Source organism: Pseudomonas sp. 21 (genome assembly GCF_000955805.1).
Lineage (GTDB): Bacteria > Pseudomonadota > Gammaproteobacteria > Pseudomonadales > Pseudomonadaceae > Pseudomonas.
Genome location: NZ_JYOA01000007.1, coordinates 480,099 through 494,846 on the forward strand (window position 1 = coordinate 480,099; position 14,748 = coordinate 494,846).

Sequence of the window (14,748 nt, forward strand, 5' to 3'; positions counted from 1 at the left end):
ACCCTGAATGGCTACCGGTATGGAGCAATTCCTCCAGGTGTTCTTCGAGGAAACCGACGAACACCTGGCGACCCTCGAACTCCTGCTGATCGGGCTCGACCTCGACCAGCCGGACGCCGAGACGCTCAATGGCATTTTCCGCGCGGCGCACTCGATCAAGGGCTCCAGCGGCATGTTCGGCTTCGACGACCTGACCGCCGTGACCCACGAGCTGGAGACGCTGCTCGACCGCATCCGTTGCGGGCAGACTGCGCTGCACGTGGACATGATCGGCGCGTTCCTCGAAGCCCGCGACGTATTGCAGCGCCTGCTCGACGCACACCGCAGCCAGGTACCCGATCCGGACGTGCCGGTTGCGGCCACCGTGGAGCGCCTGCGCGCCTGGCTGGCAGCACCGGCCGCCGCAACTGCCGATGCCCCCTCCGGCCTGTTCGAAGACGCTCCTGCCGCGACAGAGACCAGCGCCAGCGATGAGGACTTCGGCTTCTTCGACGATGCGCCCGGCATGCCCGGCGCCAGCGCAACCGGCGCCGCCAGCGACGATGATTTCGGTTTCTTCGACGACGCCCCCGGCGCGCCGGACGCCAGGCCCGTCGAGCCCTACGGCCTCTTCGACAAGGCGCCGGGCGCACCGGCCACATCCGCTCCGGTCGCCGCCAGCGAAGCACCGAAAGCCGCGCCGACCGTGGCGAAGGCAACCGCCGCGCCGCGCGCCGACAGCGAATCCAGCTCCATCCGCGTCAGCGTCGAGAAGATCGACAGCCTGATCAACCTGGTGGGCGAATTGGTGATCACCCAGGCCATGCTCAGCCAGCTCAGCGAGGACCTCGATCCCGCGCACTTCGAGCGCCTGCAGCAGGCCCTGGCGCAACTGGAACACAACACCCGCGACCTGCAGGAATCGGTGATGTCGATCCGCATGCTGCCGATCAGCTTCATCTTCAGCCGCTTCCCGCGCCTGGTGCACGACACCTCCGCGCGCCTGGGCAAGCAGGTCGAGCTGATCCTCCAGGGCGAGCACACCGAGCTGGACAAGAGCGTCATCGAAAAGCTCAGCGACCCGCTCACCCACATCGTGCGCAACAGCATCGACCACGGCATCGAGACGCCCGCCGAACGCCTGGCCGCCGGCAAGCCGGCGCAGGGCTCGGTGAAACTCGCCGCCAGCCACCAGGGCGGCAGCGTGGTGGTGGAAATCTCCGATGACGGCCGCGGCCTGTCGCGCGAGCGCATCCTCGCCAAGGCCCGTGAGAAAGGCCTGCCAGTGCACGACGGGATGACCGACGCGGAAGTCTGGCAACTGATCTTCATGCCCGGTTTTTCCACCGCCGAAGCGGTTACCGAACTCTCCGGCCGCGGGGTCGGCATGGACGTGGTGCGACGCAACATCCAGGCCATGGGCGGGCGGATCGACATCGATTCGGCACCGGGCATGGGCACCCGCATGAGCATCCGCCTGCCGCTGACCCTGGCCATCCTCGACGGCCTGATCGTCGCCGTGGAGCAGGTCAACTACGTGGTGCCACTGACCTACATCGTCGAGTCGCTACAGGCCCGCGCCGACGACGTGCGCGGCCTCGCCGGCGAGGAATCGACGGTGATCCGAGTACGCGGCGAATACCTGCCGCTGTTCTCCCTCAACCAGTTGCTGCGCATCGGCGCCGAGCCCATGCCGCCGGAGCAGGGCATCGTGGTGATCCTCGAATCCGAGGGCCGCAGCTTCGCCCTGCAGGTGGACGAGCTGGTGGGCCAGCAGCAAGTGGTGATCAAGAGCCTGGAACAGAACTTCCGCCGGATCGACGGGATCGCCGGCGCCACCATCATGGGCGACGGCAGCGTCGCCCTGATCCTCGATGTCGATGCCCTGCCGCGTCTGGCAGCACAAGGAGAATCCACCCATGAGCGCAGCTGAAGCCAGCGCGGCAAGCAGCCCGGTGCAGGAGTACCTGACCTTCACCCTGGGCCGCGAGGAATACGCCATCGACATCCTGCGCGTGCAGGAAATCCGTGGCTACGACCAGGTCACGGCGATCGCCAATGCCCCCGCCTTCATCAAGGGCGTGATCAACCTGCGCGGCGCCATCGTTCCCATCGTCGACCTGCGGATCAAGTTCAACCTGGCCGACATCAGCTACGACCAGTTCACCGTGGTGATCATCCTCAACGTCGGCCGGCGCATCGTCGGCGCGGTGGTGGATTCGGTCTCCGACGTGATCGCCCTGGCCGGCGAGGAGATCAAGCCGCGCCCCGAATTCGCCGCCAGCTTCGACACCGAGTACCTGCTGGGCCTGGCCACCGCCGGTGAGCGGATGCTCATCCTGGTGGACATCGAAAAACTCATGACCAGCCGTGAAATGGCGCTGGTCGACGAAACCGCCGCCTGATCGCGACCGAGGACAAACAACATGGGTCTGTTCAACGCACACGCCGTGGCGCAGCAACGCGCCGACCGCATCACCGCCATCCTCCACAGCCTGGTCGACGGCAACCTCGACGTCGCCATCGGCGAAGCCCCCGCGCCCGGCTACGAGCGCCTGTACGACGGGCTGCGCAACGTCCAGCGCAGCCTGCGCGAGCAGCGCGCGGAACTGGCCCAGGCCGAAGCACTGGAAGCCGGCCTGGTGGAGATGACGCGCCAGCACGAGCTGGGCTGGATCGACGAGGTGATCCCGGTGGACAAGTTCGCCGGCCGCCCGGCGCGCATCGCCAAGGGCATCAACGACCTGGTCGCCGCGCACATCGCGGTGAAGATGAGGGTCGTCGCCACCGTCACCGCCTACGGCAAGGGTGACTACTCGGTGGACATGGACCGCCTGCCGGGCAAGAAGGCCATCATCACCGAGGCCATCGACGGCGTGCGCGACAGCCTCAAGGCCAACGCCGACGCCGCCGAGTACAACGCGCGGATCAAGAGCGCGCTGGATAACGTCTCGGCCAACGTGATGATCGCCAACAACGACCTCGAGATCATCTACATGAACCGCACGGTGACCGAGATGCTCGGCAACGCCGAGGCCGACATCCGCAAGCAGCTGCCGAACTTCAACGCCAGCCGCCTGATGGGCGCCAACATCGACATGTTCCACAAGAACCCGGCGCACCAGCGCGGCATGCTCGCGCACCTCACCGCGCGGCATAAGGCCGAACTGAACCTGGGTGGCCGCCGCTTCGCCCTGGACGTGGTGCCGGTGTTCAATGATGCCGGCGAACGCCTGGGCTCGGCGGTGCAGTGGACCGACCGCACCGAGGAATTCCGCGCCGAGCAGGAAGTCTCGCAACTGGTGGACGCCGCCGTCGCCGGCGACTTCAGCAAGCGCATCGAGGCCTCGAACAAAGAGGGCTTCTTCCTGAAGATCGCCACCGGCCTGAACAACCTGGTGGATACCGCCGACAAGGGCCTGCGCGACGTCACCCGCGTGCTCGGTGCCCTGGCCCAGGGCGACCTGACCCAGCGCATCGACGCCGATTACCAGGGCACCTTCGGCGAGCTCAAGGACTACGCCAACGAGACCGCGCAGAGCCTGTCGCGCATGCTCGGGCAGATTCGCGAAGCGGCCGACACCATCCACACCGCCGCCAGCGAGATCGCCAGCGGCAACGCCGAGCTCTCCACCCGCACCGAGCAGCAGGCTTCCAGCCTGGAAGAAACCGCCTCGAGCATGGAAGAGCTGACCAGCACCGTGAAGCTCAACGCCGAGAACGCGCGCCAGGCCAACTCGCTGGCGGTGAATGCGTCCGAAGTCGCCACCGAAGGCGGCAGCGTGGTGCAGAAGGTGGTGGGCACCATGTCGGCCATCAACGACTCGGCGCGCAAGATCGCCGACATCATTGGCGTGATCGACGGCATCGCCTTCCAGACCAACATCCTCGCGCTCAATGCCGCGGTGGAAGCGGCGCGCGCCGGCGAGCAGGGCCGTGGCTTCGCCGTGGTGGCCGGTGAAGTACGCACCCTGGCGCAGCGCTCCGCCGCCGCCGCCAAGGAGATCAAGACGCTGATCAACGACTCGGTGGACAAGGTCGAGAGCGGCAACACCCTGGTCGCCCAGGCCGGCCAGACCATGAGTGACATCGTGGTGGCGATCAAGCGCGTCACCGACATCATGGCGGAGATCGCCGCCGCCTCCGCCGAGCAGAGCAGCGGCATCGAGGAAGTGAACGGCGCCGTGTCGCAGATGGACGAGATGACCCAGCAGAACGCTGCCCTGGTGGAAGAGGCCGCGGCGTCGGCCGAAGCCCTGCAGGAGCAGGCCGGCATGCTCAACCAGCAGGTCGGGGTGTTCAAGCTCGAGTCCATCGCGGCCACCGTGGTGCCGCTGGCCTCTGCCCGCCCGGCCCGCGCCGAGCCGGCTGCGCACACCTCGCGCGCCGCCCGCGGCGTGGCCAAGGCAGTGCGCGCCAAGGGCAAGGAAGACGACTGGGAAGAGTTCTGATCGGGCGGGGCTGAAGGATGGCGGCAGCCGGAGCAATGGGAGGGTCGGCCGCCGCGGGCGGGCCAGGGATGGCCGGGCGATACCCACCGCACACTGTGTTCCTGTAGGAGCGGGCCATGCCCGCGACAGCCCGGCGCGAGGCGGATCGCGGGCATGGCCCGCTCCTACAACAACCTGAAGACCTCGCTGCTATCCACGCACTCCGCTGACCGTCGAGACCCGCCAATGCCCATCCACCTGCCCGCCCCCGAGCACGAATTCCACTACACCCGCCGGGACTTCCAGCAGGTGCGCGAGCGCTTGTACCAGCACGCCGGCATCAGCCTCTCGGAAAACAAGCAGCAGCTGGTCTACAGCCGTCTCTCGCGGCGCCTGCGCAGCCTGCGGCTGGGCAGCTTCGCCGAGTACTTCGCCTATCTGGAGGCCCACGAGGAAGAGTGGCAGCAGTTCGTCAATGCGCTGACCACCAACCTCACCGCCTTCTTCCGCGAGAAGCACCATTTCGACCACCTCGGCCGCTTCGCCGTCGAGCAGTTGCAGGACCACCAGCCGCTGCGCTTCTGGTCCACCGCCTCCAGCACCGGCGAGGAGCCCTATTCCATGGCCATGACCCTGGTGGACGCCCTGGGCAGCTTCAGCCCGCCCCTGGAGCTGATCGCCTCGGACATCGACACCGGTGTGCTCGGTCATGCGCGCCAGGGCATCTACCCGCTGGAGCGCATCGAGGCGCTGAGCCCGGCACAGAAAAGACGCTTCTTCCTCCGCGGCACCGGCGGCAACGCCGGCAAGGCGCGGGTGGTGCGCGAACTGCGGCAGATGATCGACTACCGGCAGATCAACCTGCTGGACCGCGACTGGGGTATTCCCGGCAACCTGGACGCGATCTTCTGCCGCAACGTGATGATCTATTTCGACAAGCCGACCCAGACCCGCCTGCTCGAACGCATGGTGCGCCTGCTGCGGCCGGGCGGGCTGTTCTTCGCCGGGCACTCGGAAAACTTCGTCCACGCCAGCCACCTGGTCCGCTCGGTAGGGCGCACGACCTACCAGGCGGTGGGGAGCCATTGATGGGCGCCGCCCTCGACCAACCCAATCGCTACTACGACCCGCGCTTCGGCATGGAAGCGGTGAAGCTGCTGCCCGGCGAGTGCTACGTCACTGCCGAGCCGCTGATGCTGGTCACCGTGCTCGGCTCCTGCGTCTCGGTCTGCCTGCGCGACCGCAGCAGCGGGCTGGGCGGCATGAACCACTTCATGCTGCCCGGCGACACCGGCGTGCAGGGCCTGATGTCCAATTCCGGGCGCTATGGTGTGCACGCCATGGACCTGCTGATCAACGGCCTGATGCGCCGCGGCGGCCAGCGGCGGCATTTCGAAGCCAAGGTATTCGGCGGCGGCTCGGTGCTGAAGAACCTCAGCGCCGACGTCGGCCAGCGCAACGTCGAGTTCGTCCTGCAGTACCTGGAGGACGAGGGCATCCCGCTGGCCGCCCAGGACCTGCTCGACGTGCACCCGCGCAAGGTCTACTTCTTTCCCGGCAGCGGCCGGGTGCTGGTGCGCAAGTTGCGTACCCTGGCCAACGACACAGTGCTGCAGCGCGAGCGGCAGTACTGCCAGCAACTGTCCCGCCGGGAGCGCGGCGGGAGCATCGACCTGTTCTGAACGGAGGGACGCCCGATGGCCGTCAAGGTCCTGATCGTCGACGACTCGGCGCTGATTCGCAGCCTGCTCAAGGACATCATCCAGAACGACCCGGAGCTGCAGCTGGTGGGTGCCGCGCCCGACGCCTTCGTCGCCCGCGACCTGATCAAGCAGCACGCGCCGGACGTCATCACCCTCGACGTGGAAATGCCGCGAATGGACGGCCTGACCTTCCTCGACAAGCTGATGAAGGGCCGGCCGACGCCGGTGCTGATGATCTCCTCGCTGACCGAGAAAGGCTCCGAAGCCACCCTGCGCGCCCTGGAGCTGGGCGCCATCGACTTCATCGCCAAGCCGCGCCTGGGCATCGCCGAGGGCATGCAGGCCTACGCCGAGGAAATCTGCGCCAAGCTCAAGGCCGCCGCCCGCGCCCGCCTGCCCCGCGCGCGACCTGCTGCTGCGGCCGACGCACCGGCCACGAGCGGCGCGCCGCTCTTGAGCACCGAAAAGATCTTCGCCATTGGCGCCTCCACCGGCGGCACCGAGGCGATCAAGGAAGTCCTGCTCGGCCTGCCGCCGGACTGCCCCGGCACCGTCGTGACCCTGCACATGCCGCCGGGCTTCACCAAGTCCTACGCCGACCGACTGGACCGGCAGACGCGCCTGTCGGTGCGCGAAGCCCGCGACGGCGACCGCATCCTCCCCGGCCACGTGCTGCTCGCCCCTGGCGACTACCACATGGAAGTGCAGCGCAGCGGCGCCAACTATGTCGTGCGCCTGCACCGCGAAGCGGCGGTGAATGGCCACAGGCCGGCGGTGGACGTGATGTTCAACTCCCTCGCCCGCTGCGCCGGGCGCAACCTCATCGCCGCATTGCTCACCGGCATGGGCAAGGATGGGGCCCGGGGCTTGCAGGCAATCCGCCAGGCCGGCGGCCACACCGTCGCCCAGGACGAGGCCACCTGTGTGGTCTACGGCATGCCCCGCGAGGCGGTGGAACTGGGCGCGGCCAAGGAAGTCCTGCCGCTGGAACGCATAGCCGGCTCGCTCCTACAGCAGGCACGCCAGAGCGGAAGTGGGAACCGCGTCTAGTTCTGTGGGAATCATCCCGCACCGTCGAGCGGCTTTTCACACAGGGTCTAGACTAAGGCCAATTGACCGGCGCCAATAATATGGCGATTCGATATCAATTTGGTTTGATTGTGCCCGTATACAAAATGCACAATTGAGCTTTCGCCAAAAGACCGGCACACGGCGGGCGACACGGGGAATCAAGATAGCCATGGCGGCAAGATGGGGGTTGCGCGGCAAATCGGTGGTGGCATTGCTCATCGCCTGTCTCCTGGCGCTGGTACCGGCGGTCATGCTGGGCTGGAAAGCCATGGAGGACATCCGCACGCATTTCGGCCTCGCCTTCGCGAGAAACTTCACGCTGCTCAACCAGCAGAAGATCATCGCGCCGGTGATCCGCGAGCTGGCGCTCTCGCGGCGCCTGGCCGAGTCCGTGGTGACGCAGGACTGGCTGCTCGCCGAGAACGACCCGGCGCGCCGTGCACTGTTCTTCCGCGAAGCCGAAGGCTTCCGCGCGGACCAGCACAACTACTCCTACTTCGTCGTGGTGGACTCCTCGCGCCACTACTACTTCAACGACTCCAGCTCGCCGCTCTCCAATTCCCCGCGCTACACCCTGAGCCGGGACGACCCCAAGGATTCCTGGTACTTCGACACCCTCGCGCGCGACGAGCTGTACAACATCAACGTCGACTACAACGAGAAGCTCAAGGTCACCAAGGTCTGGTTCAACATGGTGGTGCGCGCCGGCAACGAGAAAGTCGGCCTGGCCGGCGGCGGCCTCGACCTCACCGAGTTCCTCGACCAGTTCATCTCGCGCCGCGAGGCCGGGGTGACGCCGATGATCGTCGACCCCGAGGGCGCCATCCAGGCGCACCCGGACACCCGCCTGATCGCCTACAACTCCGGTTCCAGCGGCCAGGCCAAGCACCACGTCTATGACCTGCTGGGCAATGACCAGGAGCGCACCGCGCTGCGCCAGACCCTGCGCCAGGCCGAGACCAACCCCGGCGAAGTGGAAACCATGTGGGGCACCATCGACGGCAAGGAACAGCTGATCGCCACCGCCTACATCCCGCAGCTGCGCTGGCACGTGCTCAGCGCCATCGACCTGCACGCCGCGCAAGTGCTCGACAGCCGCTGGATCTGGCCGCTGGTGGGCACCCTCGCCGGGCTGCTGGCGATCCTGCTGATCGGCTTCGCCTACACCGTCGACCTGCTGGTGCTGCGCCCGCTGCGCGGCCTCAAGCAGTCGGCCAAGGCGATCGCCGCCGGGCAGTACGACAGCCCGCTGCCGCGCACCCGCCCGGACGAGATCGGCGAGCTGTCCAGCGCCTTCGCCAGCATGGCCGATCAGGTCCGCCGGCACACCGAGGAGCTGGAAGACAAGGTCCAGCAGCGCACCCAGGCGCTCGAAGCGGCCAACCGCGAGATGGCCGCCGCGCAGAAGAAGATCGGCGACTCCATCGACTACGCCAGCCTGATCCAGCGTGCCATCCTCCCCGATCGCCAGCTGCAGGCGTCCCTGGGCGAGCACCATTTCGTCCTGTGGAAACCGCGCGACGTGGTCGGCGGCGACTTCTACATCTACCGCGAAGGCCCGCGGGACAGCCTGATCGGCGTCGTCGACTGCGCCGGCCACGGGGTGCCCGGCGCGCTGATGACCATGCTCGCCCTGGCCGCCATCGACCACGCCATCGACAGCGTGAAGAGCCACGACCCGGCGGCCATCCTGCGCGAGACCGACCACGTGATGCGCGGCATGCTCGGCCAGGAAGAGTTCACCCACTCACTGGCCACCAACATGGACGCAGGCCTGGTGCGCGTCGACCACCAGCGCAAGCTGCTGCACTTCTCCGGAGCGAAGATTTCCCTGTTCGCCAGCGACGGCAACGACGTGCGCGAATACAAGGGCGCACGCCGCGCCATCGGCGACAAGCGCCAGGGCGACTACCAGGACGTGGAAATCCCGATGGAAACCGGCTGGACCTATTACCTGTGCACCGACGGCTTCCTCGACCAGGCCGGCGGCGAGCACGGCTTCGGCTTCGGCAACAGCCGCTTCGCCGACCTGCTGCGCAACCACGCGCGCCGACCGTTGGCCGAGCAGGCCGATGTGTTCGCCGCTACCCTCGCCCACTACCAGGGTGAGCAGCCGCAGCGCGACGACATCACCATTCTCTCTTTCCGCTTCGACTAGGGGTTAATCCATGGAATCGCTAGATCTGTTGGCCATGCGCGAGAGCTTTACCCGGCAACGCATACTGCTCTGCTTCAACGGGCCCATCTCGCGCAGCCTGATCGAGGAAATCGGCCACGCGCTGCGCAACTACCTGCAAGCCGAGCAGGCGCATCCCAGCGAAGCGATGGACGTGTTCGCCGTCTACATCGAGATGACCCAGAACATCCGCCACTACGCCACCCAGCGCGGCTACAACGAGCAGGAAGCCTCGGCCACCGTGGCGATTGCCCGCGATGACGAAGGCCACTACGTGGTCTCCGCCGGCAACCTGGTGGAGCTCGCCGACGGCCAGGGCCTGGTGCGCAGCATCGAAGCCATCGCCGGGCTCGACAAGGCCCAGCTCAAGGCGGCGTACAAGGAGCAGCTGCGCCGCCCGCGCGACGCCGAAGCCTCCACCGGCGCGGGTCTCGGCCTGCTGGACATCGCCCGCAAGTCCAGCGCGCCGCTCAAGACCTCCCTCACCGAACAACCCGACGGCCGCGCCTTCTTCAGCCTGCGCGCCGTGATCTGAACCGCGAAATTCAGGAAGACCCGACATGAGCGATCTCAACGTCACCGGAACCCAATCCACCCCACAGATCCACGGCGACTGGCAGGCCGGCATCCTCGCGATGCAGGGCGACTCCTACCCGGAAAACTCCTTTGAACTATTCGGCCAGGTCATCGAGTGGGTCGAGCGCTTCCTCACCGAGGAGCAGCGCCCGCTGGAGCTCGACCTGCGCCTGCTGTACCTCAACACGAGCTCGATCAAGGCCATGATGGACATCTTCGACCTGCTCGAAGAAGCCCACGGCCAGGGCCGTGCCACCCGCGTGGCGTGGCACTACGACCGACGCAACGAGCGCGTCGCCGAACTGGCCGAGGAATTCCGCGAGGACTGTACCTTCCCGTTCGTCATCCAAGCCTACGACGAGTAAGTGCCATGACTAGCGAGCGCGAGCTGGACCTGCTGATCGAAGAGCTGCTGGCCGACCCCCAGTACGAAGGGCACCCCCTGCGCGAGGCCCTGTACCAGAAGCACCAGCAATCCCTCGACCAGCTCGCGCGCCTGGAACGCATCGCGCGGATTTCCGACGGCTTCCAGTCCATGGCCCGGCAGCAGAACAGCACGCTGTCCGAGCGCTACCACAAGCAGCTGCGCCAGCTGGAAAAGGTCGCGCGCATCTCCGACCGCTACCAGGACATGATGCGCGACCTCAACATCGCGCTGAAGGAAGCCTCGACCCACGACACCCTCACCGGCATCGCCAACCGCCGCCTGCTGATGGAGCGCCTGCGCGAAGAAAGCGAACGTGCCCAGCGCCACGGCGAGTCCTACGTGCTGGCCATGCTCGACGTCGACCGCTTCAAGCAGGTCAACGACACCTGGGGCCACGAAGTGGGCGACCGCGTGCTGGTGGAAATCGGCCGCGCCATGGAATCCGCCCTGCGCCAGTACGACCTCTGCGGCCGCTGGGGTGGCGAGGAATTCCTGCTGATCCTGCCCGACACCCGCCTGGCCGACGCCGCCGCCATCATCGAGCGCGTGCGCAACGACATCCGCTGCCTGGCCGTGCGCGTGGGCACCAATGCCCTGTCCGTCACCGCCAGCTTCGGCGTCGCCGAGCATCATCCGGGCGAGAGCTACTCCCAGACCCTGAGCCGCGCCGACGCCGCCCTGCTGGACGCCAAGCGCAGCGGGCGCGACAAGTGCGAGTTCGCCACGGCCTGAACCCGCACCGGCGCGCTGGCGCGGCCACGCAAGTGGCATATGCCGGCCAATCCGATTAAGGTCCCTGGACCACCTGGAAAGGACGCAGCATGGCCACCAAGACCTCCACTCCGCGCCAGCAGACGCACCTCGCCGTCCTGATCGACGCCGACAACGCCCCCGCCGCCATCGTCGAGGGGTTGTTCGAGGAAATCGCCAAGTACGGCGTCGCCAGCGTCAAGCGCATCTACGGCGACTGGACCAAGCCCAACCTGGGCAAGTGGAAGCAGGTGCTGCTGGACCACTCCATCCAGCCGATGCAGCAGTTCGCCTACACCAGCGGCAAGAACGCCACCGACAGCGCGTTGATCATCGACGCCATGGACCTGCTCTACACCCGCCGCTTCGACGGCTTCTGCCTGGTCTCCAGCGACAGCGACTTCACCCGCCTGGCCGCACGCCTGCGCGAGGAAGGGCTGACCGTCTACGGCTTCGGCGAGGAGAAGACGCCCAAGCCGTTCGTCTCCGCCTGCGACAAGTTCATCTACACCGAAATCCTCCGCGCCACGCCCGAAGCCCCCGTCGAGCCGGTGCCCGTCACCGACAGGACCGCCGCCCCGAGCGCCAACGACACGCCCAAGCCTGAGGCCAAGCGCAAATCGCAGAAGGTCCCGCTGGACTTCATCGCCAAGGTGCTCGACGACATCGACGGCGATGATGACGACTGGGTCCAGCTGGGCGCCCTCGGCCAGAACATCAGCAAACTGCAGCCTGCGTTCGATCCGCGCCTGTATGGCTTCAAGAAACTCAGCGACCTGATCAAGGGCCACCCCAGGCGCTTCGAGTTGCAGGCGCGCGGCACCAGTGGCACCGGTGGAAAAGACCTGTACGTGCGCAACGTGAGTACGGCGCGCTGAGAGCGACGCGCGACACTGCTCCTGCTCAACGAACCCTCCGCGCCGGATGATTAAAGTCGGGTGTGAGCATTACTGCGGAATCGACTCATGCGCTACCTGCTGATCCCCTTGCTGGCGCTGTTCGCGGCGAGCGCGGCCCATGCTGGCACCCTGCGTTGCGGCACCAGCCTGATCAACGAAGGCGACCCGATGGATGAGGTGCTCGCCAAATGCGGGCAACCGGCCAAGCGTGTCGTCACGCCGCCCACAAAGCCGCGTCGGGGAGCGGACGGGAAGTTCATCCCCGGGCGGCCGCAACTGGAAACCTGGATGTACGGCCCCAGCAATGGCGCCTATCGCTACCTGTTCTTCCGCGACACGCAGCTCCAACTGATCAATACCACGCGCAAGGAGCTGCTCTGAGCGGCGTGTCCTGCACACACTGTTCGTGCCTGCACGCCCGCCGCTACCAAAGGCGCCTACCCATCGCGGCGGCATCTCCCTAGACTGGTCGCCTTCGCCAATCCGGAGGGCACCATGCAAACCACCTTCAACTTCACCCTCGGCATCGACCCGCAGGCGCGCGACGTCGTGGTCAAGGGCCTGCTCGCCTACAACCTCGGGCAGATGGGCCGCAGCAACACCTACGACGACTTCGAGCTCTACGCCCGCGATGCGGAAGGCGAAGTGGTCGGCGGCATGTTCGGCCAATCCGGCATGGGCTGGCTCTACATCGACTACCTCTGGCTGCAGGACGACCAGCGCGGCAGCGGCCTGGGCAGCCAGCTCATCGCCCTGGCCGAAGACGAAGCCCGCCGTCGCGGCTGCGTCGGCCTGTTCCTCTACACCTACAGCTTCCAGGCCCCCGGCTTCTACGAGAAACAGGGCTTCGAGCGCATGGGCGTGCTCGAAGACTGCCCGCCGGGGCATCAGCGCATCTACCTGAAGAAGCACCTGGGCTGATTGCCGCCCCAGTTCCCTGCAGGAGCGAACTTGTGACCCACAGGGATGTGGGAAATGCCGAAATCCGTCGGGAACGGATTCGGCCTCGCGAACCCGCCCGGCGCAGCGCGCGACGGGCCAATCGCGGACAGCGCCGCTCCTCCACCCATAAAAAAGGCCGGTCATTCGACCGGCCTTTTTCTTACCGCTTATTCACCATCAGCCATTGCTGGGGAAGGCGAACTGCGCCGCTTCGTGCGACTTGCGCTGCGGCCAGCGCTGGGTGATGGCCTTGCGCTTGGTGTAGAAGCGCACGCCGTCCGGGCCGTAGGCGTGCAGGTCGCCGAACAGCGAACGCTTCCAGCCGCCGAAGCTGTGGTAGGCCACCGGTACCGGCAGGGGTACGTTGACGCCGACCATGCCGACTTCGATCTCGTCGCAGAACAGGCGCGCCGCTTCACCGTCGCGGGTGAAGATGCAGGTGCCGTTGCCGTATTCGTGGTCGTTGATCAGCTGCATGGCTTCTTCCAGGCTGTTCACGCGCACGATGCACAGCACCGGGCCGAAGATTTCTTCCTGGTAGATGGTCATGTCCGGGGTCACCTTGTCGAACAGGGTGCCGCCGACGAAGAAGCCGTTCTCGTGACCGGCAACCTTGTAGTTGCGGCCGTCGACCAGCAGTTGGGCGCCCTGCTCGACACCGGCGTCGATGTAGCCGGTGACTTTCTGCTGGGCAGCGCCGGTGACCAGCGGGCCCATGTCCAGGCCGCAGGAAGTGCCAGCGCCGATCTTCAGGGCCTTGATCTGCGGAACGATCTTCTCGACCAGCGCGTCGCCGATCTGGTCGCCCACGCAAACGGCAACGGAGATGGCCATGCAGCGCTCGCCGCAGGAGCCGTAGGCCGCACCCATCAGGGCGCTGACGGCGTTGTCCAGGTCACAGTCGGGCATCAGCACGGCGTGGTTCTTGGCGCCGCCCAGGGCCTGGACGCGCTTGCCGCGCTTGGTGCCTTCGGAATAGATGTACTCGGCGATCGGGGTCGAGCCGACGAAGCTCAGGGCTTTGACTTCCGGGGCCTCGATCAGCGCGTCCACGGCGATCTTGTCGCCGTGCACCACGTTCAGCACGCCCTTGGGCAGGCCGGCTTCTTCGAACAGTTCGGCGATCAGCAGGGTGGAGCTCGGGTCACGCTCGGACGGCTTGAGGATGAAGGTGTTGCCGCAGGCGATGGCCAGCGGGTACATCCACAGCGGCACCATGGCCGGGAAGTTGAACGGGGTGATGCCGGCGACCACGCCGATCGGCTGGAAGTCGCTCCAGGCGTCGATGTTCGGGCCGACGTTGCGGCTGTACTCGCCCTTGAGGATTTCCGGGGCGGCGCTGGCGTACTCGACGTTCTCGATGCCGCGCTTGAGTTCACCGGCGGCGTCTTCCAGGGTCTTGCCGTGTTCTTCGCTGATCAGCTGGCTGATGCGCGCTTCGTTGGCTTCGAGCAGTTGCTTGAAGCGGAACAGCACCTGGGCGCGCTTGGCCGGCGGGGTGTTGCGCCAGGCCGGGAAGGCGGCCTTGGCGGCGTCGATGGCCTGCTGCACGGTTTCGCGGCTGGCCAGCGGAACCTTGCGGATGGCTTCGCCGGTGGACGGGTTGAAGACGTCGGCGGTGCGGCCGGTGTCGGCGATCATCTCGCCGCCGATCAGGTGCTTGACGGTGGTCATGGGAAGTCTCTTCTCGCTGAAAGTATTGGGGCGAGGCTCGCGAGGAGCCCCTCTCCCTAGCCCTCTCCCTGAAGGGAGAGGGGATTGTTCGGTATGAAGCGTGGGCGGCAAGGCACGCCGG

14 protein-coding genes are annotated in these 14,748 nt (G+C 66.7%); 13 read left to right on the top strand and 1 reads right to left on the bottom strand.

The window, feature by feature from the left end; genetic code table 11:
• Nucleotides 1-7 precede the first annotated feature (7 nt).
• The 13 genes from UB43_RS17740 to UB43_RS17800 all read left to right on the top strand — a co-directional run bounded on the left by UB43_RS17740 (nucleotide 8) and on the right by UB43_RS17800 (nucleotide 12,932).
• Nucleotides 8-1,912 (top strand): chemotaxis protein CheA, encoded by a 1,905-nt coding sequence (locus UB43_RS17740; RefSeq protein WP_045213475.1) that lies wholly within the window; start codon nucleotides 8-10, stop codon nucleotides 1,910-1,912.
• The gene (locus UB43_RS17745) at nucleotides 1,899-2,384 is read left to right on the top strand and encodes a chemotaxis protein CheW (RefSeq protein ID WP_037012409.1); all 486 of its coding nucleotides are present in this window, start codon (nucleotides 1,899-1,901) and stop codon (nucleotides 2,382-2,384) included. The genes UB43_RS17740 and UB43_RS17745 overlap by 14 nt, the downstream gene beginning before the upstream one ends.
• Nucleotides 2,385-2,405: 21 nt before the next feature.
• Nucleotides 2,406-4,430, top strand: coding sequence for a methyl-accepting chemotaxis protein (locus UB43_RS17750; protein WP_045213478.1), 2,025 nt, complete (start codon nucleotides 2,406-2,408; stop codon nucleotides 4,428-4,430).
• A 225-nt stretch (nucleotides 4,431-4,655) separates the two neighbouring features.
• Nucleotides 4,656-5,498, top strand: coding sequence for a CheR family methyltransferase (locus UB43_RS17755; RefSeq protein WP_045214192.1), 843 nt, complete (start codon nucleotides 4,656-4,658; stop codon nucleotides 5,496-5,498).
• Entirely contained in the window at nucleotides 5,498-6,091 is a 594-nt protein-coding gene (gene cheD / locus UB43_RS17760; RefSeq protein WP_045213480.1) for a chemoreceptor glutamine deamidase CheD, read from the top strand. Before UB43_RS17755 ends, cheD begins: the two co-directional genes overlap by 1 nt.
• A 15-nt stretch (nucleotides 6,092-6,106) precedes the next feature.
• Nucleotides 6,107-7,162, top strand: coding sequence for a chemotaxis response regulator protein-glutamate methylesterase (locus tag UB43_RS17765; RefSeq protein WP_045213481.1), 1,056 nt, complete (start codon nucleotides 6,107-6,109; stop codon nucleotides 7,160-7,162).
• 190 nt (nucleotides 7,163-7,352) lie between these two features.
• A complete protein-coding gene (siaA, locus tag UB43_RS17770) occupies nucleotides 7,353-9,341 on the top strand; it encodes a biofilm regulation protein phosphatase SiaA (protein WP_045213483.1) in 1,989 nt (662 codons plus the stop codon).
• Between the two features lie 10 nt (nucleotides 9,342-9,351).
• Nucleotides 9,352-9,894, top strand: coding sequence for a biofilm regulation protein kinase SiaB (gene siaB / locus UB43_RS17775; protein ID WP_045213485.1), 543 nt, complete (start codon nucleotides 9,352-9,354; stop codon nucleotides 9,892-9,894).
• A gap of 25 nt (nucleotides 9,895-9,919) precedes the next feature.
• Complete coding sequence (gene siaC, locus UB43_RS17780) at nucleotides 9,920-10,300, top strand: biofilm regulation phosphoprotein SiaC (RefSeq protein WP_045213487.1); 381 nt, start codon at nucleotides 9,920-9,922, stop codon at nucleotides 10,298-10,300.
• Between the two features lie 5 nt (nucleotides 10,301-10,305).
• Nucleotides 10,306-11,094, top strand: coding sequence for a biofilm regulation diguanylate cyclase SiaD (gene siaD, locus UB43_RS17785; RefSeq protein ID WP_045213489.1), 789 nt, complete (start codon nucleotides 10,306-10,308; stop codon nucleotides 11,092-11,094).
• Between the two features lie 89 nt (nucleotides 11,095-11,183).
• On the top strand, nucleotides 11,184-11,990 hold the full coding sequence (locus UB43_RS17790) for an NYN domain-containing protein (RefSeq protein ID WP_045213491.1): 807 nt from the start codon (nucleotides 11,184-11,186) through the stop codon (nucleotides 11,988-11,990).
• An 87-nt stretch (nucleotides 11,991-12,077) separates the two neighbouring features.
• The gene (locus tag UB43_RS17795; RefSeq protein WP_045213493.1) at nucleotides 12,078-12,392 is read left to right on the top strand and encodes a DUF2845 domain-containing protein; all 315 of its coding nucleotides are present in this window, start codon (nucleotides 12,078-12,080) and stop codon (nucleotides 12,390-12,392) included.
• Between the two features lie 114 nt (nucleotides 12,393-12,506).
• Nucleotides 12,507-12,932, top strand: coding sequence for a GNAT family N-acetyltransferase (locus UB43_RS17800; RefSeq protein ID WP_045213495.1), 426 nt, complete (start codon nucleotides 12,507-12,509; stop codon nucleotides 12,930-12,932).
• Between the two features lie 198 nt (nucleotides 12,933-13,130).
• On the opposite strand, the gene UB43_RS17805 is transcribed toward UB43_RS17800, so the two are convergent.
• Nucleotides 13,131-14,627, bottom strand: a complete 1,497-nt coding sequence (locus tag UB43_RS17805; RefSeq protein WP_045213498.1) for a CoA-acylating methylmalonate-semialdehyde dehydrogenase — start codon at nucleotides 14,625-14,627, stop codon at nucleotides 13,131-13,133.
• Nucleotides 14,628-14,748 lie beyond the last annotated feature (121 nt).

Coding starts and splice junctions, on each gene's coding strand:
- UB43_RS17805 (WP_045213498.1), bottom strand. CDS start 14,627: ATGACCACCGTCAAGCACCTGATCGGCGGCGAGATGATCGCCGACACC.
- UB43_RS17745 (WP_037012409.1), top strand. CDS start 1,899: ATGAGCGCAGCTGAAGCCAGCGCGGCAAGCAGCCCGGTGCAGGAGTAC.
- siaC (WP_045213487.1), top strand. CDS start 9,920: ATGAGCGATCTCAACGTCACCGGAACCCAATCCACCCCACAGATCCAC.
- UB43_RS17740 (WP_045213475.1), top strand. CDS start 8: ATGGCTACCGGTATGGAGCAATTCCTCCAGGTGTTCTTCGAGGAAACC.
- siaB (WP_045213485.1), top strand. CDS start 9,352: ATGGAATCGCTAGATCTGTTGGCCATGCGCGAGAGCTTTACCCGGCAA.
- UB43_RS17795 (WP_045213493.1), top strand. CDS start 12,078: ATGCGCTACCTGCTGATCCCCTTGCTGGCGCTGTTCGCGGCGAGCGCG.
- UB43_RS17800 (WP_045213495.1), top strand. CDS start 12,507: ATGCAAACCACCTTCAACTTCACCCTCGGCATCGACCCGCAGGCGCGC.
- siaA (WP_045213483.1), top strand. CDS start 7,353: ATGGCGGCAAGATGGGGGTTGCGCGGCAAATCGGTGGTGGCATTGCTC.
- UB43_RS17790 (WP_045213491.1), top strand. CDS start 11,184: ATGGCCACCAAGACCTCCACTCCGCGCCAGCAGACGCACCTCGCCGTC.
- UB43_RS17765 (WP_045213481.1), top strand. CDS start 6,107: ATGGCCGTCAAGGTCCTGATCGTCGACGACTCGGCGCTGATTCGCAGC.
- UB43_RS17755 (WP_045214192.1), top strand. CDS start 4,656: ATGCCCATCCACCTGCCCGCCCCCGAGCACGAATTCCACTACACCCGC.
- cheD (WP_045213480.1), top strand. CDS start 5,498: ATGGGCGCCGCCCTCGACCAACCCAATCGCTACTACGACCCGCGCTTC.
- UB43_RS17750 (WP_045213478.1), top strand. CDS start 2,406: ATGGGTCTGTTCAACGCACACGCCGTGGCGCAGCAACGCGCCGACCGC.
- siaD (WP_045213489.1), top strand. CDS start 10,306: ATGACTAGCGAGCGCGAGCTGGACCTGCTGATCGAAGAGCTGCTGGCC.